This is a genomic window from Stenotrophomonas maltophilia group sp. msm4 (assembly GCF_032025605.1).
Lineage (GTDB): Bacteria > Pseudomonadota > Gammaproteobacteria > Xanthomonadales > Xanthomonadaceae > Stenotrophomonas > Stenotrophomonas sepilia.
Genome location: NZ_JAVSKK010000001.1, coordinates 530,042 through 546,882 on the forward strand (window position 1 = coordinate 530,042; position 16,841 = coordinate 546,882).

General features: G+C 66.6%; 16 protein-coding genes. 9 read left to right on the plus strand and 7 right to left on the minus strand.

The features are described from left to right. Window positions 1-5 precede the first annotated feature (5 nt). A complete protein-coding gene (locus tag ROV93_RS02530; protein ID WP_072166704.1) occupies window positions 6-467 on the plus strand; it encodes a GNAT family N-acetyltransferase in 462 nt (153 codons plus the stop codon). A 39-nt stretch (window positions 468-506) separates the two neighbouring features. Here ROV93_RS02530 and ROV93_RS02535 read toward each other — a convergent pair whose 3' ends face one another. Together ROV93_RS02535 and ROV93_RS02540 are read right to left on the minus strand one after the other, a co-directional pair. After that, window positions 507-1,754 carry a TIGR03862 family flavoprotein gene (locus tag ROV93_RS02535; protein ID WP_072166703.1) on the minus strand — a complete coding sequence of 416 codons (1,248 nt, stop codon included), beginning with the start codon at window positions 1,752-1,754 and terminating at the stop codon, window positions 507-509. Further along, window positions 1,741-2,175 carry an FKBP-type peptidyl-prolyl cis-trans isomerase gene (locus tag ROV93_RS02540; RefSeq protein WP_005416011.1) on the minus strand — a complete coding sequence of 145 codons (435 nt, stop codon included), beginning with the start codon at window positions 2,173-2,175 and terminating at the stop codon, window positions 1,741-1,743. Before ROV93_RS02540 ends, ROV93_RS02535 begins: the two co-directional genes overlap by 14 nt. 70 nt (window positions 2,176-2,245) lie before the next feature. Between ROV93_RS02540 and ROV93_RS02545 the strand changes: the two genes are divergently transcribed. The 4 genes from ROV93_RS02545 to ROV93_RS02560 all read left to right on the plus strand — a co-directional run bounded on the left by ROV93_RS02545 (window position 2,246) and on the right by ROV93_RS02560 (window position 5,589). After that, the gene (locus ROV93_RS02545) at window positions 2,246-2,611 is read left to right on the plus strand and encodes a DUF6164 family protein (protein ID WP_072166702.1); all 366 of its coding nucleotides are present in this window, start codon (window positions 2,246-2,248) and stop codon (window positions 2,609-2,611) included. 457 nt (window positions 2,612-3,068) lie between these two features. Further along, entirely contained in the window at window positions 3,069-3,836 is a 768-nt protein-coding gene (locus ROV93_RS02550) for a sulfurtransferase (protein ID WP_072166701.1), read from the plus strand. Window positions 3,837-4,026: 190 nt separating this feature from the next. After that, window positions 4,027-5,022 (plus strand): LLM class flavin-dependent oxidoreductase, encoded by a 996-nt coding sequence (locus ROV93_RS02555; RefSeq protein ID WP_072166700.1) that lies wholly within the window; start codon window positions 4,027-4,029, stop codon window positions 5,020-5,022. 69 nt (window positions 5,023-5,091) lie between these two features. Continuing rightward, a complete protein-coding gene (locus ROV93_RS02560; protein WP_005416015.1) occupies window positions 5,092-5,589 on the plus strand; it encodes a pyridoxamine 5'-phosphate oxidase family protein in 498 nt (165 codons plus the stop codon). Between the two features lie 112 nt (window positions 5,590-5,701). Here ROV93_RS02560 and ROV93_RS02565 read toward each other — a convergent pair whose 3' ends face one another. Together ROV93_RS02565 and ROV93_RS02570 are read right to left on the minus strand one after the other, a co-directional pair. After that, entirely contained in the window at window positions 5,702-6,361 is a 660-nt protein-coding gene (locus ROV93_RS02565) for an exopolysaccharide biosynthesis protein (RefSeq protein ID WP_053501113.1), read from the minus strand. Beyond that, complete coding sequence (locus ROV93_RS02570) at window positions 6,345-7,649, minus strand: hemolysin family protein (protein ID WP_005416017.1); 1,305 nt, start codon at window positions 7,647-7,649, stop codon at window positions 6,345-6,347. Before ROV93_RS02570 ends, ROV93_RS02565 begins: the two co-directional genes overlap by 17 nt. A 292-nt stretch (window positions 7,650-7,941) precedes the next feature. Between ROV93_RS02570 and ROV93_RS02575 the strand changes: the two genes are divergently transcribed. Together ROV93_RS02575 and ROV93_RS02580 are read left to right on the plus strand one after the other, a co-directional pair. Beyond that, window positions 7,942-8,568, plus strand: a complete 627-nt coding sequence (locus ROV93_RS02575) for a DUF47 family protein (protein WP_004152833.1) — start codon at window positions 7,942-7,944, stop codon at window positions 8,566-8,568. 13 nt (window positions 8,569-8,581) lie between these two features. Then, complete coding sequence (locus ROV93_RS02580) at window positions 8,582-9,703, plus strand: inorganic phosphate transporter (protein ID WP_049464772.1); 1,122 nt, start codon at window positions 8,582-8,584, stop codon at window positions 9,701-9,703. Between the two features lie 373 nt (window positions 9,704-10,076). On the opposite strand, the gene ROV93_RS02585 is transcribed toward ROV93_RS02580, so the two are convergent. From ROV93_RS02585 to parE, 3 genes are all read right to left on the minus strand, one after another. Continuing rightward, a complete protein-coding gene (locus ROV93_RS02585) occupies window positions 10,077-11,573 on the minus strand; it encodes a S10 family peptidase (protein ID WP_072166698.1) in 1,497 nt (498 codons plus the stop codon). A 110-nt stretch (window positions 11,574-11,683) separates the two neighbouring features. Beyond that, window positions 11,684-12,262, minus strand: coding sequence for a GNAT family protein (locus ROV93_RS02590; protein WP_072166935.1), 579 nt, complete (start codon window positions 12,260-12,262; stop codon window positions 11,684-11,686). A gap of 176 nt (window positions 12,263-12,438) precedes the next feature. Then, window positions 12,439-14,328, minus strand: a complete 1,890-nt coding sequence (gene parE, locus ROV93_RS02595) for a DNA topoisomerase IV subunit B (protein WP_061478449.1) — start codon at window positions 14,326-14,328, stop codon at window positions 12,439-12,441. Window positions 14,329-14,499: 171 nt separating this feature from the next. Between parE and ROV93_RS02600 the strand changes: the two genes are divergently transcribed. Then, entirely contained in the window at window positions 14,500-14,733 is a 234-nt protein-coding gene (locus ROV93_RS02600; protein WP_005408997.1) for a hypothetical protein, read from the plus strand. A 400-nt stretch (window positions 14,734-15,133) separates the two neighbouring features. Beyond that, a complete protein-coding gene (locus ROV93_RS02605) occupies window positions 15,134-16,798 on the plus strand; it encodes a CTP synthase (RefSeq protein WP_005416023.1) in 1,665 nt (554 codons plus the stop codon). Window positions 16,799-16,841 lie beyond the last annotated feature (43 nt).

The window sequence follows — 16,841 nt, forward strand, 5'->3', positions numbered from 1 at the left end:
ATGTCATGCAGTTCAGGACCGGCACCATGGATGACGTGGCCATGCTGTGGGCGTTGCGCACGCGTTGCGTGCGCGAGACCTGCAGCAGCCATTACCCACCCGCGGTCATTGCGCCCTGGTCGGCGTCGCCGCCGCCCGCGCAGTACGCGCGGCTGCTGGGGCAGGGCGGTTGCGTGGTGGCCGAGGACGGGCAGGGTGGCCTGCTCGGCTTCGGCGTCTTTGATGTCGATGCCAATGAAGTCGATGCGTTGTTCGTCGATCCGGATCATGGCGGCCTGGGCATTGGCCAGGCGCTGATGCAGCGCCTGCTGGCGATGGCTGATCGTGAGCGTGAGGTGGTGCTGTCGGCCTCGCTCAATGCGGTGCCGTTCTATCAACGGCAGGGCTTTGTCAGCGTGCGTGAGGAAGCCTATGCACATCCCAGCGGTGTGGCGTTGGCCTCGGTGAGCATGCGCAGGCCGTGGTGACGTGGCGTCGAGCATGGGCTCGACGCTACGCCACAGGCGTCACCGCTCCGCCAACCAACCGATCACGCCTTCGGCGGCACGCCGGCCACTGGCGTAGCACGCGGTCAGCAGGTAGCCGCCGGTGGGGGCCTCCCAGTCCAGCATTTCACCGGCGCAGAACACGCCAGGAACGGCCCGCAGCATCAGGCCGTCATCCAGCGCATCCAGGCGCACGCCACCGGCGGTGCTGATCACCTCGGCCATCGGCCTTGGGCGCAGCAGGCGCAGCGGCAGGCGCTTGAGCGTGGTGGCCACAGCCGGCAGGTCGTTGCCGGCCTCCTTGCCAAGAATCTCGAACACGAGAGCGGCCTTCACCGCATCCAGACCCGCCTGGCGGCGCAGGTGCTCGCCGAAGCTTCGGCCCTTGCGGGGACGTGACAGGTCGGCCAGCAGGCGCGCCTCGTCGCGACCGGGCACCAGGTCCAGCCACAGCATTGCGTGGCCATCGCGGTTGATGGTCTCGCGCAGGTCGGCGGCCAACGCGTAGACCAGGCTGCCTTCAATGCCATATTCGCTGGCCACGCACTCGCCTTGCAGCGACCGCGGTTGTCCAGCCAGGTCGATCCAGTGCGCGACCACCGGCTTCAATGGTGCGCCGGCATTGCGCTGGGCAAAGAACGGCGTCCAGTCCACGTCGAAGCCACAATTGGCTGACTGCAGCGGCGCGATGTCCACGCCACGCGCCTGCAGTGGCGCGACCCAGGCGCCATCACTGCCCAGCTGCGGCCAGCTACCGCCGCCCATCGCCAGTACCGTGGCATCGGGGTGCACATCGATTTCCCCCGCATCGGTGGCAAAGCGCAGGGCGCCGTCGTCACTCCAGCCGATCCAACGGTGGTTGGCGTGCAGGCGCACGCCCTGTTCCTTCAACCGGCGCACCCAGCCGCGCAGCAGCGGCGCCGCCTTGCGGTCGACCGGGAACACGCGGCCGGAGCTGCCCACATAGGTTTCCACGCCCAGGCCGGCGGCCCAGTCACGCAGTGCCTGTGCGTCGAAGCCGTCCAGCCAGCTGCCGACCACAGCGGCCTGCTCGCGGTAGCGGCTGTCGAACAACGGCCGCGGATCGGAATGGGTGAGGTTGAGGCCGCCCTTGCCGGCGATCAGGAACTTGCGGCCAGGCGACCCCTTGGTCTCGTACAGGTCGACCTCCAGCCCAGCGGCACGCAGGCGTTCGGCGGCGAACAGGCCGGCCGGGCCGCCGCCAATGACGACGACCCGATGGGGCATGGCGGCATTACGGTTTGACATCGAGCAGCTCGACGTCGAACACCAGCGACGAGCCCGCCGGAATCGGGCCGACCTTGCGGTCCCCGTAACCGTAGTCCGGCGGAATCATCAGCGTGCGCTTGCCGCCGACCTTCATGCCGGCCACGCCCTCGTCCCAGCCGCGGATGACCTGGCCGGCGCCGAGCGCGAAGGTGAACGGCTCGCCGTGCTTGAAGGAGCTGTCAAAGGTCTTGCCGTGCTTGGTCTCGGTACGGTTGTCGTAGATCCAGCCGGTGTAGTGCACCGTGACCTTGCTGCCGGCGATGGCTTCGGCGCCGGTGCCTGGCACGGTATCGATCCGCTCGAAGGTGGTCAGCGTGCCGCCGGGCGGCGGGCCGGATGGTTCGGTCGAGCAGCCAGCGGCGGCGAGGGACAGCAGCAGGGGAAGCAGCAGGCGGCGCATCGGGCGTCTCCAGAAGGGCGCGGGGCGAGGGCGGCAAGGGTAGCGCATCGGCGCCGGGTATCATGGGGCCATGGCAAAACTCCTGCTCAATCTGCGCAACGTCGGCGACGACGAATATGCCGATGTCTGCACGCTGCTCGATCAGCACGGCATCGCCTGGTATCGCACCGAACCCAGCCCGTGGGGCATTTCCAATGGTGGCCTGTGGCTGCGCGACGACGCTGATCATCCGCGTGCGAAGGCGTTGATGGCCGAGTACCAGGCCGAGCGCGGCCCTCGCATCCGCGCTGAGCGTGAGCAGGCATTGCGTGATGGCACGGCCGAGACCTTCGGCAGCCTGTTCCGGCGGCGGCCGGCCTATGTGGTGCTGGTGCTGCTGGCGATGGCCGGCGCGGCGGCGCTGGTGCTGCTGCCGTTCCTGCTGTTGCGGGGGTAACGGGTTTCGACCGGGTTGCACCCGGCACCCGCCGAAGCAAGGTCAACGGCAACGTCAAAAGCCGGGCTTCAGTGGGAGGGCGTGGCGGTGTGGACAGGCGGGACACGCCGTGAACCCCGCTCCGCGGTCCGGCCCAGCCGCTGTCGGCTGTGCGTTCGGGCGCTTGCGAAGCAGTGCTTCGCAAGCAAAGCGCCCCCACCCCTGGGAGCTCGATGGCGCCTTGCTCGTGTGCGCTGTCCTGCGCACACGCAAGACCGGGGTTGGGCGTCCTGCCCAACCCGCCCGAGGCATGCCTCGGGCCCATGGAGCCAACGGTCCCGCCTGCCCACACAGCCCCGCCTCTGACAGCCTCCCGGCTATTGGTAGGTGTCGACCTTGGTCGACACAGCAGATCCACACCATGCGTGGATGAATGGGGATATCTGACCCTGGGGCGGTCTGGCGCTAAAATGGCGGGATGATCGCCAATACCGCTGCCTATCATTTCGCCGTCATCGACGCTCCCCAGGCCCTGTGCGACCAGCTGCTGGCCCGTGCCGGGACGGCGCAGCTGCGCGGCACGATCCTGGTGGCCGGCGAGGGGCTGAACCTGTTCCTGGCGGGGGCGCCGGAGGCGGTCGAGGGCTTCTATGCAGCGCTGCGTGCCGATGCGCGTTTCGCCGACATGCGGGTCAAGACCAGCCTGAGCGAGCACCAGCCGTTCGCGCGGCTGAAGGCCAAGGTCAAGGACGAGATCATCAGCTTCCGCCGCGATGACGGCCAGCCGCTGGACTATCCGCGCGCACCGTCGGTCGATCCGGCCACCGTGCAGCGCTGGCTGCGGCAGGGGCATGATGACGCCGGCAAGCCGGTGGTGATGCTCGATACCCGTAACCTGCAGGAAGTGGAGTACGGCACCTTCAAGGATGCGCTGGTGTTGCCCATCCGCAAGTTCACCGACCTGCCCGAGGCGCTGGCGCCGCATCGCGATGCGCTGCGGGACAGCACCGTGGTCAGTTTCTGTACCGGCGGCATCCGCTGCGAGAAGGCCGCGCTGTGGATGGTCAATGACGGCATGGACAATGTGCTGCAGCTCGATGGCGGCATCCTCGGCTACTTCGAGGAAGTGGGCGGCGAAGGCTACGAAGGCCGCTGCTTCGTGTTCGATGAGCGTGTGGCGCTGGATGCCGAGCTGAAGCCGATGGTCGACCAGCCGCTGCCGGAGCCGCGCCCCAGCGCGTTCTGACCGCGCTTCTGTAGCGCCGAGCCCATGCTCGGCTGCTGTTGGTCGACGAAAGGCAGCCGAGCATGGGCTCGGCTCCACGATCCGGTGGGTGCTGAACCTGCCCTACGGGAATCAGCATCCCGCCACCGTCACTGGCCGCTGCGCCCGGCCGCCCCCATGCAAGGGTGATCCTGTGACGGAAAAACGCCTGATGATCCCGTTGTCGATCCTTGACCTGGCCCCGGTCTGCGAGGGCAGTGACACCACCGCCGCCTTCGCCAACATGCTGGAACTGGCGCAGCACGCCGATGCGCTGGGCTACCGCCGCTACTGGCTGGCCGAACACCACAACATGCCCGGCATCGCCAGTGCCGCCACCGCCGTGCTGATCGGCCATGTTGCCGGTGGCACCCGGCGCATCCGTGTCGGCGCGGGCGGCATCATGCTGCCCAATCATGCCCCGCTGCAGGTGGCCGAGCAGTTCGGAACGCTGGCCTCGCTGTATCCGGACCGCATTGACCTTGGCCTGGGCCGTGCGCCGGGCACCGATCAGCCGACCGCGCGTGCACTGCGCCGCTATTTCGACAGCGCCGACCAGTTCCCGCAGGACGTGCGCGAGCTGCTGCACTACTTCGAGCCGGTCCAGCCTGGACAGGCAGTGCAGGCCGTTCCGGGTGGTGGCCTGCGGGTGCCGACCTGGATCCTCGGTTCAAGCCTGTTTGGCGCACGCATGGCCGCCTCGATGGGCCTGCCGTATGCATTCGCCTCGCATTTCGCGCCGGACGTGATGGACGAAGCGCTGGCGGTGTACCGCCGCGAATTCCGCCCCTCGGCCACGTTGAAGCAGCCGCACGCGATGCTGGCCCTGAATGTTGTTGCCAGCGACAGCGAGGCCGAGTCGCGTCGCCTGTTCACCAGCCAACAGCAGAGTTTCGTCAACCTGCGCCGCGGCCGGCCGGGCAAGATCCCGGCGCCGATCGACGACATTGAAGCCTTCTGGGAGCCGCACGAAAAGCTCGGCGTGGAACGGGCCCTGGCCTGCACCGTGCTGGGCGATCCGCAGCAGGTGGCCGAGGGTATCGCCGCTTTCGTTGAGCGGCACAAGCCTGACGAGCTGATGCTCACTGCCAACCTGTATGACCACCGTGCGCGCCTGCGTTCCTTCGAGCTGGCGATGAACGCCTGGCATGGCCGCCACGCGGGCTGAACAATCGCGTCACGGCCCGTTGCGGCCGATCCGCGTCTGATGGGAGCTCCCCTTTCTGGAGTTCCCACCATGGCCGAGACCCGTGCCGAACACATTGCCCAGCTGGCTGAACTGATCAAGGACGTGGAGGTGGCGATGTTCACCACCACCGGCGTCGATGGGCGGCTCTACAGCCGGCCGTTGGCCACCCAGCAGGTCGCCTTCGACGGTGACCTGTGGTTCGTGATCACCGCCGACAGCCCGAAGGTGGCCGAGATCGCGCTCGACCCGCGCGTCAATGTGGCCTATGCCTCGCCATCGAAGAACACCTATGTGTCTGTGGCGGGGCGGGCGCGGGTTGTCGATGATCGCGCGAAGATCGAAGAGCTGTGGTCGCCGGCGATGAAGCTGTTCTTCCCCGCCGGCAAGGAAGACCCCAACCTTCGCCTGATCCACGTGCGCGCCGATAGCGCCGAATACTGGGATGGCCCGGGCACCTTGCTGGGCAAGGCATTGAGCTTCGTGCTGTCGGCGGTGCAGGACGATCCGGCACCGCTGGCGGACAACGGATTCGTCGACCTTCGGTGATTGCCGCATCCACGCGTTGCGTGGATCTAGCGGATGCCGGTAGTGCCGGCCGTTGGCCGGCAACCCTGGAAACGTGGCAGCCGGCCATCGGCCGGCTCTACCGGATGCCGCTTCAGAACCAGCGCTGGAAAAGTTCCACTGTATAGCCCACCAGCTGCCCCGAACTGAAGCCGAAGAACGCGATCGCCACCAGCGCTGCGATCCAGTTGAACAGCATCAATGCACCATCGCGCTCCAGCAGCGCCAGCGAGAACAGCAGCAGCTGGAAACCGAACAGGAAGTTGGTGAACGGAATCGGCAATGACAGCAGGATGCCCAGCAGTACCAGCAGCAGGCCGCTGAAGGCGTGCGCGGGCAGCGGTGTCAGCAACTGCGGCAGGCGAGGCTTCAGCATCCTGTCCAGTCGCCGCAACGGGCGATCGATACGGTCCAGGAAGCGGTGCATGGTGCCGCGCTTCGGCCCGCGTCGGGCAATGAAACCGGGCAGCCAGGGCCGGCGCAGGCAACACAGCATCTGCAGTCCGATCAGGACCACGAGTGGGCCGCTGACCGCACCCCCCATGCCCGGGATCGGGATGAACGAGGGCAGGATCGCCACGAACAGGAACACGCCAAACGCGCTCTGCTGCAGGTTGCTGAGGATCTGGCCGAGCGGCATGTGCTCGGCGGGATCGCCGGAGGCGAACATCTCCAGCAGGGTGCGGATGCCCTCGTTGCGGTAGGTCGGGCGCTGCGCGCCCTGGCCCTGGCCGGCCTCAGGCGGTGAGCTCATCGGCCTGCTCGTCGGACAACGTGCGCAGCAGCAGCTTGTCCACCCGCGCACCGTCCAGGTCGACCACCTCGAAGCGCCAGCCGGCCCAGTCGAAGTACTCGCCTGCGTGCGGGATGCGGCCGAAGTAATGGATGCACATGCCGGCCAGCGTGTAGTAGTCGCCATCCTCGGCATCGGGCAGGTCGTTGCTTCCGATCAGCTCGCGCAGGTCCTCGATCGGCAGCGAGCCGTCGACCAGCAGCGAGCCGTCCTCGCGGGTCACCACCAGTGCGTCTTCATCGGCATTCTCCACCGCCTGCAGGCGGCCGACCACGGCGCCCATCAGGTCGCTGATGGTCACCAGGCCCTGGATCTCGCCGTACTCGTCCACCACCAGCGCCATCGACTGCTGCTCCTCGCGGAAGATCTCCAGCAGCTTCATCGCGTGGGTCGATTCGGAGACGTACAGCGGTTCGCGCAGGGTCTGGAACAGCGCGTTGTCGCCGCGCGCCATGCGCGTGGCCAGCGATTTCAGCTCCAGCACGCCGACCACGTCCATGTCGTTGTCGCGGTACACCGGGTACCGCGAGAACTCGTGCTCGGCCATGATGTCCAGATTGCGCTCCAGCCCGGCCTGGGTGTCGAGCCAGGCAATGCGGTTGCGCGGGGTCATCAGGCTGTCGGCGGTGCGGTCGCCCAGGCGCATGACGCGGTTCATCATGTCGCGCTCGTGGGCGTCGATCACGCCAGCTTCGTGGCTCTCGGCCACCAGCATCCGGATCTCTTCTTCAGTCACCTGCGCGGCCTCGTCCTTGCCCAGGCCCAGCACCTTCAGTACCAGCTGGGTGGTCTTGGACAGGAGCCAGACGAAGGGCAGGGCCAGCCTGGCCAGCCAGCTCATCGGCATCGCGACCAGGCCGGCAATGGCCTCGGAGCGGGTCAGGGCCAGACGCTTGGGCACCAGTTCGCCGAAGATCAGCGTGATGAAGGTGATCAGCGAGACCGCCAGGGCGGTGCCTACTTCGCGCGCGTACGCAAAGCCGGGCATCAGGCCCTGCAGCCAGCCGGCGATCGCGTCGCCGATCGCATCACCACCGAGGTAGCCGGTCAGTACGCCGATCACGGTGATGCCGATCTGCACTGTGGACAGGAAGCTCTCCGGCTTCTCCGAAAGCTCCAGCGCCTTGGCGGCGCGCTTGGAGGTGGCGGCCATCTGCTTCAGGCGGCTCTTGCGCGAGGTCATGACCGACATCTCGGACATGGCGAAGAAGCCGTTCAGTAGAACCAGCGCGAAGACAATCAGGATCATTTCAAACACGGGCGTCGTCCCCGGTTGGTGGCAGGGAGGGCGGGTGCTTGCGATGGCGGCTGGCGCTCAGGAACAGGGTCCGGCGCGGCGCTGGGGGATAAGGGTCGTCGTCCATAGGATGCGCCCGAAGGCGCGCTGGCATCTTAGCAAAGGGGCGTGGCAGGGTGGCAACCGCCTGTTCAGGTTCGGGGTTCCAAGCCCCGGAAAGGGGGCGGGGATACCCGTGATGGTCATCTAGCCGTCATAATTCGCTCTGGTGCCGTCCTTCCCGCGACGGCTGACAGGTTTCTCAATGTTCTCTCTGCAGACCATTTTCGGTTCCGGCAAACAGTTCTACACCCTGCTTGATGAGGCTGCCGTCGCGGCTTCCGATGCCGCCAAGGCGCTGCATTCCATGCTGCGCGAGGCCGATCGCCAGCCCGCGCTGGACGCCTTCAAGCTGGCCCGCCTGCGCGAACGCGCGGCCTCGGACAAGATCAGCCAGGCGCTGGTGGACAGCTTCATGACCCCGATCGAGCGCGAAGACATCGAAGCGCTGGGTTCGGCCCTGTACAAGATTCCGAAGCAGATCGAGAAGTTCGCCGATCGCTATTCGCTGGCCACGACCCACCTGGAGCACATCGACTTCGCGCCGCGCGCGGCGATGCTGGAACAGGCCGCCGGCGTGGTGGTGGAGATGGTGGCCGACCTGCGCCACATGAACCTGGACCGGATGACCGCGCTGAACGAGAAGCTGCGCTCGCTGGAGAACGAGGCCGACCGCCTGATGCTCGAGCTGTACCGCGACATCTACTCCGGTCGCCTGGACAACCTGCAGATGTTCCTGCTGAAGGAATTCTTCGAGATCCTGGAAAAGGCCATCGACCGTTGCCGCGAGGCCGGCGTGGTGGCGTACCAGATCGTGTTGAAGAACAGCTGACGGACGCCGCCGCATGTTGACCCTTGTCCTGGTGGTGATCCTGGCCGCGCTCGTCTTCGAGTTCATCAACGGCTTCCACGACACTGCCAACTCCATTGCCACCGTAGTGGCGACCAAGGTGCTCTCGCCCGGCTGGGCGGTGATGCTGGCCGCCTTCATGAACCTCATCGGTGCGCTGACCGGCACTGCGGTGGCGCTGACCATCGCCTCGGGCCTGCTCAACACCAACGTGGTCGAGGTTACTCCGCAGGTGATCCTGTGCGCCCTGCTGGGCGGCATCATCTGGAACCTGATCACCTGGTGGAAGGGCCTGCCGTCCTCGTCTTCGCACGCCCTGATCGGTGGCCTCTGCGGTGCCGGTCTGGCCGCGGCCCACAACAACTGGGACGCGCTGATCTGGTCGGAGCGCCTGGGCAGCTGGGCGCAGAACAAGGGCCTGCTGTGGAAGGTGTTCGTGCCGATGATCACCTCGCCGATCGCCGGCTTCCTGCTCGGCATCGTGGTGATGGTGCTGCTGTGGGCGCTGATCGCCGGCCTGGCCAAGGTCGGTGGCGCCATCGGCCGCCTGGCCCGTCCGCGCATCGTCAATGCCTTCTTCGGCAAGGCGCAGATCGCCTCGGCGGCCTACATGGGCTTCGCCCACGGCCACAACGACGCGCAGAAGACCATGGGCATCATCGCGATGACCCTGATTGGTGCCGAGGCCACCGGCGCACTGGATGACCTGCCGTCCTGGCTGGCCTTCATGCACCCGGACGCCCACGCCGGTGACGGCATCGCGATGTGGATCGTGCTGACCTGTGCGGTGGTGATGGCCGCCGGTACCGCTTCGGGCGGCTGGAAGATCATCAAGACCCTGGGCCACAAGATGGTCAAGTTGCACCCGATCCACGGCTTCGCCGCGGAGACCAGCTCGGCCACCATCCTGACCCTGGCGGCCCACTTCGGCATGCCGGTCTCGACCACACACAGCATCTCCACCGCGATCATGGGCGTGGGCTTCGCCAAGAACCCGCGTTCGCTGAAGTTCGGCGTGATCGAGCGCATCGTCTGGGCCTGGATCCTGACCATTCCCGCGGCAGGCGGCTGTGCGTACCTGATCCTGAAGCTGTTCGAGCTGTTTGGCTGGACCTGATCGCCACGCCAAGGTGCACACGAAAAAGCCCGCCGGATTCCGGCGGGCTTTTTCATGGGAAGAACATTATTTCTGCACCCATCGTGTCGACCAAGGTCGACACCTACCAAAAGCAGAATCAGGTTCGGATCCCGTGCCGACCAACGGTCGGCACCCACCGACGGCTCGCAGAAATCTGTCGAAGGCGGGCCGGGGTGGGCAGGCGGGGGCGCAGAGCGCCATGGATGGCGCTCTACGAGGCACGCAGGAGCGGTTTTTGCCGTCCCCCGCCTGCCCACCTCGGCCCGCCAACCCACGGAAACTCTGCTTTTGACGTTGCCGTTGCCGTTGATCCGGCGGGTGCCGGGCCAGCGGCAGGCCCGGCCGACCGTCCTCAATTGCGTTGGAACAACGCCAGCACATCCCTGCGGAACGCCGCCTGGCTGTCCGCCCGGCTGTAGAACATGTGCCCGCCCGGATAACTGCGCACCTGCACCCGGTCCGGATTGCTGCCCATCGTCGGCATCTGGTCCACGGTCAGGATCGAACCCATGAACGGGCACGACAGGTCGTTCCAGCCATGCACGATCAGCACCTGCAGGTGCGGGTCGATCGCCACGGCCTGGCGCAGCTGGGTCACCGCGCCATCGCGCAGCTCGCCATTGCGGTCCCACAGCCGGTTCACGTCGTAGTTCAGCGCCTGGTACCGCGCATCCACCTTCCAGTCGACCACGCGCGTCACGAAGTCGACCATCGCCGTGGTGGTCGGCGCGATGATGCTGTCCAGCAGCGGATCATTGGCGCGCTGCTCCGGGTCATTCGGGAATGGATCGAACGCGGTCACATTGGAGTCGTAGCGGCTGCCCAGCGTGCCCTTGTCGCGGAATACTTCGCGCAGGTAGGCCTGGGTTTCCAGCCGACCACCGGCACGGCGCACGAACTGCGGGTCCAGCCCGGTCAGTTCGGTCACCCGGCGCAGCATCGCCTCGGTCGCCTGCGGATCGCTGCGGCCCTTCATCAACGCGGTGGCGTAGTCGCCACGGGTGTACTCCACCACGTCGCGCATCGCTGCATCGGTCAGCTTGCCCTGGCGCTCCAGGTGCGCGGCGGCGATCGACGGCAGGGTCTGCATCCACGCCATCGGCGAGACATCGGCGTTGTCTTCCAGGGTCGGGCTCAGGTACGGCGAGACCAGTACCAGGCCGTTCATCGCAACTCCCAGCCGGGTCTGCAGGTAGTGGGTGATGCGTGGGCCGCGGTAGCCGCCGTAGCTCTCGCCGATCAGGTACTTGCGCGACGCCATGCGCTGGTTGCGCAGCAGCCAGTCGTAGATCGAGCGTGACAGGTATTCGATGTCGGCGCTGGGGTTGTACAGCGCCTTCTTCGCTTCATCGTCGCCGATGCGCGCGCGGCTGAAGCCGGTGCCGACCGGATCGATGAACACCAGATCGGTGAAGTCCAGCCAGGTGCCGGGGTTGTCATGCAGGGTGGCGGGCGCCGAGGCGCTGTCGCCTTCCGAACCGAAGGTGACCACCTTGGGCCCGATCGCGCCCATGTTGAGGTACACCGACGAGGCACCGGGGCCGCCATTGAGCGCGAACGTCACCGGCCGGTCCTTGCCCGGCATCGTGTACGCAGTGAACACCACATCGGCGATGACCTTGCCCTTCTCATCGCGCACCGGCAGGGTGCCGACGGTGGCGGTGTAGTCCAGGGTGCGGCCGGCCAGGCGCATGCTCTGGCGCGCCGACGCATCGGCGGGCAGCGCAGGCGCGTCGGTCCTGTCGTCTTTCGAATCGGGCTTGGTGTCAGCGGCGGGCGCGGCCAGCACGCTGGTGGGGGCGATGAGCAGGCCGACGCAGAGCGCGGCAGTGTGCAGCAGGGACTTCATGGCACCGGATCGGCAGCGGAAGGGGGTTCCGATGCTAGGCCGGTGGAGTGCCGTGCCGTATGTGTCCAAAGGCATGGCCACGTTCTGCAGCGGCTTGTGGCCAGATTGGATCAAACGGGCAGGGCGGCTGCCGCTTCGTCGTTGGCCAGCAAGCCATAGACGGCCGAGTCCGAAAGCTCGCCCTGGATGCGCCAGCGCTGGCGCAGCACCCCCTCGCGGTGGAAGCCGAGGCGGTCAAGCACATGTGCCGAGGGTACGTTGCGTGGATCGATCTCGGCTTCGATGCGGTGCAGGTGCAAGGTGCGGAACAGATAGCCCAGCATCTGCTGCAGGGCCTCATGCATGTAGCCCTGGCCCTGGCGGTCGGGCGCCAGCAGATAGCCGATCTCGGCCCGCATGGCCTCACGATCAATGGCGAATGCGACGCAGACGCCCAGCAGTGGGCCGTTGGGTGATTCGCGCAGGGCCAGCTTCAACTGGGTGCCGATCGCGTGCGCGGCAAGGTCGTCGTCGATCTGTTCGCGGGCTTCGGCCGGTCGTGTCCAGGCCGGATGGTTCCACCAGCGCATCACGTCCGGATTGGATTGCAGCGCGAACAGCGCGGCCGCGTCGTCACGGCGGATCGGGCTCAGCACCAACCGCGCGCTGTGCAGCGGCAGGGCGGGGAACAGCAACGAGTGGCTGGCCAATACGATGGTCCACACGGGTGGACGCGCATTATGGCTCCGCCGGGTTTGCCGATGGCGGCGTAATGCCAAGGGCGCATGAACCGGTAGTGCCGGCCGCTGGCCGGCGGATCTGCCCTGATCACGCGGATGCCGAGGGTGCCGGCCAGCGGCCGGCACTACCGGATGATGGGGCTGGATCAGACTTCCAGCGACGCCAGGTCGCCCTTGCTCTCCAGCCAGCCCTTGCGGTCGGACGCGCGCTTCTTGGCCAGCAGCATGTCCATCAGCGAGCGGGTCTGCTCGCCATCGTCCACGGTCAGCTGTACCAGGCGGCGCGTATCCGGGTGGATGGTCGACTCGCGCAGCTGCGGCGGATTCATCTCGCCCAGGCCCTTGAAGCGGGTCACGTTGATGGCGCCCTTGATCTTCTCGCGTTCGATCTTGTCCAGCATCGAGCGCTTTTCTTCTTCGTCCAAGGCATAGAACACCTGCTTGCCTACGTCGATGCGGAACAGCGGCGGCATCGCCACGAACACGTGGCCGGCATCGACCAGCGCCGGGAAGTGCTTCAGGAACAGCGCGGTCAGCAGCGTTGCGATGTGCAGGCCGTCGGAGTCCGCGTCGGCCAGGATGATCACCTTGCCGTAGCGCAGGCCACTGATGTCGTCCTTCCCCGGATCGCAGCCGATGGCGATGGCCAGGTTGTGTACTTCCTCCGAGGCCAGCACGCTGTTGGACGAGACTTCCCAGGTGTTCAGGATCTTGCCACGCAGCGGCATGATCGCCTGGAAATCCTTGTCGCGGGCCTGCTTGGCGCTGCCGCCTGCCGAGTCACCTTCCACCAGGAACAGCTCGGTGCGCGACAGGTCCTGGCTGATGCAGTCTGCCAACTTGCCGGGCAGGGCCGGGCCCTGGGTGACCTTCTTGCGGACGACCAGCTTCTCGGTCTTCAGGCGCGCGCTGGCACGCTCGATGGCGATCTGCGCGATCTTCTCGCCCAGCTCCACATTCTGGTTGAGCAGCAGGCTGAAGGCATCATGGGCGGCACCTTCGATGAAGCCGGCCGCCTGGCGCGAGGACAGGCGCTCCTTGGTCTGGCCGCTGAACTGCGGGTCGGTCATCTTCAGCGACAGCACGAACGACACGCGGTCCCACACGTCTTCCGGGGCCAGCTTGACGCCACGCGGCAGCAGGTTGCGGAAGTCGCAGAACTCGCGCAGCGCCTCGGTCAGGCCAGTACGCAGGCCGTTGACGTGGGTGCCGTGCTGGGCGGTGGGGATCAGGTTGACGTAGCTTTCCTGCACCAGCTCGCCTTCCGGCAGCCAGGCCACTGCCCAGTCCACGACCTCGGTGTCCTTCTTCAGGCTGCCGACGAACAGCTCGGCCGGCAGCATCTCGCGATCACCCAGCTCCAGCTTCAGGTAATCGCGCAGGCCGTCTTCGTAGTACCAGGTATCGACTTCACCGGTGGCTTCATCGGTCAGCTTCACAGTCAGGCCCGGGCACAGCACGGCCTTGGCGCGCAGCAGGTGCTTGAGCGCGCGCACCGCGAACTTCGGCGTATCGAAGTACTTCGGGTCCGGCCAGAAGCGCACGCGGGTACCGGTGTTCTTCTTGCCGACGCTGCCGACCACTTCCAGCGGCGTGGCACGGTCGCCGTTGCGGAAGGTGATGCGGTGTTCGGCACCGTCGCGCTTGATGTGCACCTCCACCAGGGTCGACAGCGCATTGACCACGCTGACGCCGACGCCGTGCAGGCCGCCGGAGAAGGTGTAGTTGTTGTTGCTGAACTTGCCGCCTGCGTGCAGGCGGGTGAGGATCAGCTCGACACCCGGGATCTTCTCCTCCGGATGGATGTCCACTGGCATGCCGCGGCCGTCATCGCTGACCTCCACGCTGCCGTCCTTGTACAGGGTGATCTCGATCGAGCGGGCGTGGCCGGCGAGGGCCTCGTCCACCGAGTTGTCGATCACTTCCTGCGCCAGGTGGTTCGGGCGCGCGGTGTCGGTATACATGCCGGGACGGCGCTTGACCGGGTCAAGGCCGGACAGGACTTCAATATCGGCGGCGTTATAGCGGGCGTTCATCTGTCTTCGAAAGCTTGGAGCGACGGGCAAGTGTGGGGTCTGGCAAGGGAATTTGCACGCCTGCGGTTCAGCCTCGGCGGCGGGGAGGGGGTAAAATGGCAGCCGCTGGAATCTGAACGCCGGCGGCCCCGTTGGGTCTGAACGTCCAAGCCATACCGCGAGGAGGACCTCATGAAGAAGTTGCTGACCATTGCGATCCTGGCCGCTGCCGCCGTTGCAGTGCCGCTGGTGGTGGCGCAGAACGCCGGCCAGCCGGCCCCGCAGCAGGGTGGCCAGGCCGACAAGGCGCAGGCCGAAGCCGATGCCAAGGCCAAGCGCCGCGCCCAGGCCAATGCCGAAATGAAGGCGCAGGGCCAGCCGGCCCCGCAGCAGGAAGAGGAAGAAGAGGCGCGGAAGAAGAAGTAATTCTTCCGCCCTCCGAAGCCCTTGCCGCAAGGGATTCGCCCCCCGACGCCCCGCCCAGCGGGGCGTTTCTTTTGAGTGACGGCCGCAACTGCCCCTTGGGTTGGCGCCCATCAATCTGTAAACTATGGCTTTCCGGGAGTAAGTGCGTGTCCACCCTTTGCGAATGGGCTGGCACGACCATGCGTGGTCGCCAGCAATGCGGGTCGCAGGTGACGGTCGATTTGACCGGCACGGCCGCCCCGACCTCGCAGGGTGGTCCCCGTCCGGCGCCTGCCGCCGCACGGCCCAGCACCTCCCTCGCTGCCCCAGCGAACCGGAAAACCCCCTTCAAGCTCCATGCCCGCCCTCCGGGTGCGCGTGGTGCTGCCGTTTTCCATTTCCAGACAGGATGCTTGCAGCCATGACTCCCTTGATTTTCGTAACCGGCGGCGTGGTGTCCTCGCTCGGCAAAGGCATTGCCGCTGCGTCACTGGCCGCCATTCTCGAAGCCCGTGGCCTGAAGGTCACGATGATGAAGCTCGACCCGTACATCAACGTCGACCCGGGCACCATGAGCCCGTTCCAGCACGGTGAGGTCTACGTCACCGACGACGGCGCCGAGACCGACCTCGACCTGGGCCACTACGAGCGCTTCGTGCGCACCCGCCTGAGCCGCAAGAACTCGGTCACCACCGGCCGCATCTACGAGAACGTGATCCGCAAGGAGCGCCGTGGCGACTACCTGGGCGCGACCGTGCAGGTCATCCCGCACATCACCGACGAGATCCGCCGCTGCATCGATGAAGCCACGGAAGGTTACGACGTGGCGCTGGTCGAGATCGGCGGCACCGTTGGCGACATCGAGTCGCTGCCGTTCCTGGAGGCGATCCGCCAGGTGCGCACCGAACGTGGCCCGGAGAAGGCGCTGTTCATGCACCTCACTCTTGTGCCGTACATCGGCGCCGCCGGTGAGCTGAAGACCAAGCCGACCCAGCACTCGGTGAAGGAGCTGCGTTCGATCGGCATCCAGCCGGATGTGCTGCTGTGCCGCTCCGAGCAGGCTGTGCCGGATTCGGAGCGCCGCAAGATCGCCCAGTTCACCAACGTTTCCGAGCGTGCGGTGATCAGCGTGCCGGACGTGGACGTGCTGTACCGCATCCCGTCCGGCCTGCATGCACAGGGCCTGGACGAAATCGTGGTGAACCAGCTGAAGCTGGCCGACAAGGCCGGTCCGGTCGATCTGTCGATGTGGGAAGACGCGGTCGATGCGACCCTGCACCCGCTGGACGAAGTGACCATCGCCGTGGTCGGCAAGTACGTCGATCACCAGGATGCCTACAAGTCGGTCGGCGAAGCCCTCAAGCACGGTGGCCTGCGCCAGCGCACCAAGGTCAACCTGAAGTGGCTGGAAGCACAGGACCTGGAAGGCACCGACATGGCCGCACTGGCCGATGTCGACGGCATCCTGGTGCCGGGTGGTTTCGGTGACCGTGGTTTCGAAGGCAAGGTGCTGACCTCGAAGTTCGCCCGCGAGCAGCAGGTGCCGTACTTCGGCATCTGCTACGGCATGCAGGCGGCGGTGGTCGATTACGCGCGCAACGTGGTCGGGCTGGAAGGTGCCAACAGCACCGAGAACGATCGCCAGTCGCCGAACCCGGTGATCGGCCTGATCACCGAATGGCGCACCGCCAGCGGCGATGTCGAGAAGCGTGACGACAAGAGCGACCTCGGCGGCACGATGCGCCTGGGCCTGCAGGAGCAGCGCCTGAAGCCGGGCACGCTGGCCCGCGAGCTGTACGGCAAGGACGTGGTCGCCGAGCGCCACCGCCACCGCTACGAGTTCAACAACCGCTACCGCACCCAGCTGGAAGATGCGGGCCTGGTGATCGCCGGCAAGTCGATGGACGACACCCTGGTGGAAGTGGTCGAGCTGCCACGCGACGCCCACCCGTGGTTCCTGGCCTGCCAGGCGCACCCGGAATTCCTGTCCACGCCGCGTGACGGCCATCCGCTGTTCATCGGTTTCATCCGTGCCGCGCGCGAGCGCAAGGCCGGCGGCAAGCTGCTTTCCGAAGCGCGCGCCTGACTTGTGAATGGGGGCTTCGGCCCCCATCCTGCATGCTTCAACC

Bases quoted from the DNA above. Each gene is read 5' to 3' on its own strand.
- ROV93_RS02530 (WP_072166704.1), top strand. From the start codon at position 6: ATGCAGTTCAGGACCGGCACCATGGATGACGTGGCCATGCTGTGGGCG.
- ROV93_RS02535 (WP_072166703.1), bottom strand. From the start codon at position 1,754: ATGTCAAACCGTAATGCCGCCATGCCCCATCGGGTCGTCGTCATTGGC.
- ROV93_RS02540 (WP_005416011.1), bottom strand. From the start codon at position 2,175: ATGCGCCGCCTGCTGCTTCCCCTGCTGCTGTCCCTCGCCGCCGCTGGC.
- ROV93_RS02545 (WP_072166702.1), top strand. From the start codon at position 2,246: ATGGCAAAACTCCTGCTCAATCTGCGCAACGTCGGCGACGACGAATAT.
- ROV93_RS02550 (WP_072166701.1), top strand. From the start codon at position 3,069: ATGATCGCCAATACCGCTGCCTATCATTTCGCCGTCATCGACGCTCCC.
- ROV93_RS02555 (WP_072166700.1), top strand. From the start codon at position 4,027: ATGATCCCGTTGTCGATCCTTGACCTGGCCCCGGTCTGCGAGGGCAGT.
- ROV93_RS02560 (WP_005416015.1), top strand. From the start codon at position 5,092: ATGGCCGAGACCCGTGCCGAACACATTGCCCAGCTGGCTGAACTGATC.
- ROV93_RS02565 (WP_053501113.1), bottom strand. From the start codon at position 6,361: ATGAGCTCACCGCCTGAGGCCGGCCAGGGCCAGGGCGCGCAGCGCCCG.
- ROV93_RS02570 (WP_005416017.1), bottom strand. From the start codon at position 7,649: ATGATCCTGATTGTCTTCGCGCTGGTTCTACTGAACGGCTTCTTCGCC.
- ROV93_RS02575 (WP_004152833.1), top strand. From the start codon at position 7,942: ATGTTCTCTCTGCAGACCATTTTCGGTTCCGGCAAACAGTTCTACACC.
- ROV93_RS02580 (WP_049464772.1), top strand. From the start codon at position 8,582: ATGTTGACCCTTGTCCTGGTGGTGATCCTGGCCGCGCTCGTCTTCGAG.
- ROV93_RS02585 (WP_072166698.1), bottom strand. From the start codon at position 11,573: ATGAAGTCCCTGCTGCACACTGCCGCGCTCTGCGTCGGCCTGCTCATC.
- parE (WP_061478449.1), bottom strand. From the start codon at position 14,328: ATGAACGCCCGCTATAACGCCGCCGATATTGAAGTCCTGTCCGGCCTT.
- ROV93_RS02600 (WP_005408997.1), top strand. From the start codon at position 14,500: ATGAAGAAGTTGCTGACCATTGCGATCCTGGCCGCTGCCGCCGTTGCA.
- ROV93_RS02605 (WP_005416023.1), top strand. From the start codon at position 15,134: ATGACTCCCTTGATTTTCGTAACCGGCGGCGTGGTGTCCTCGCTCGGC.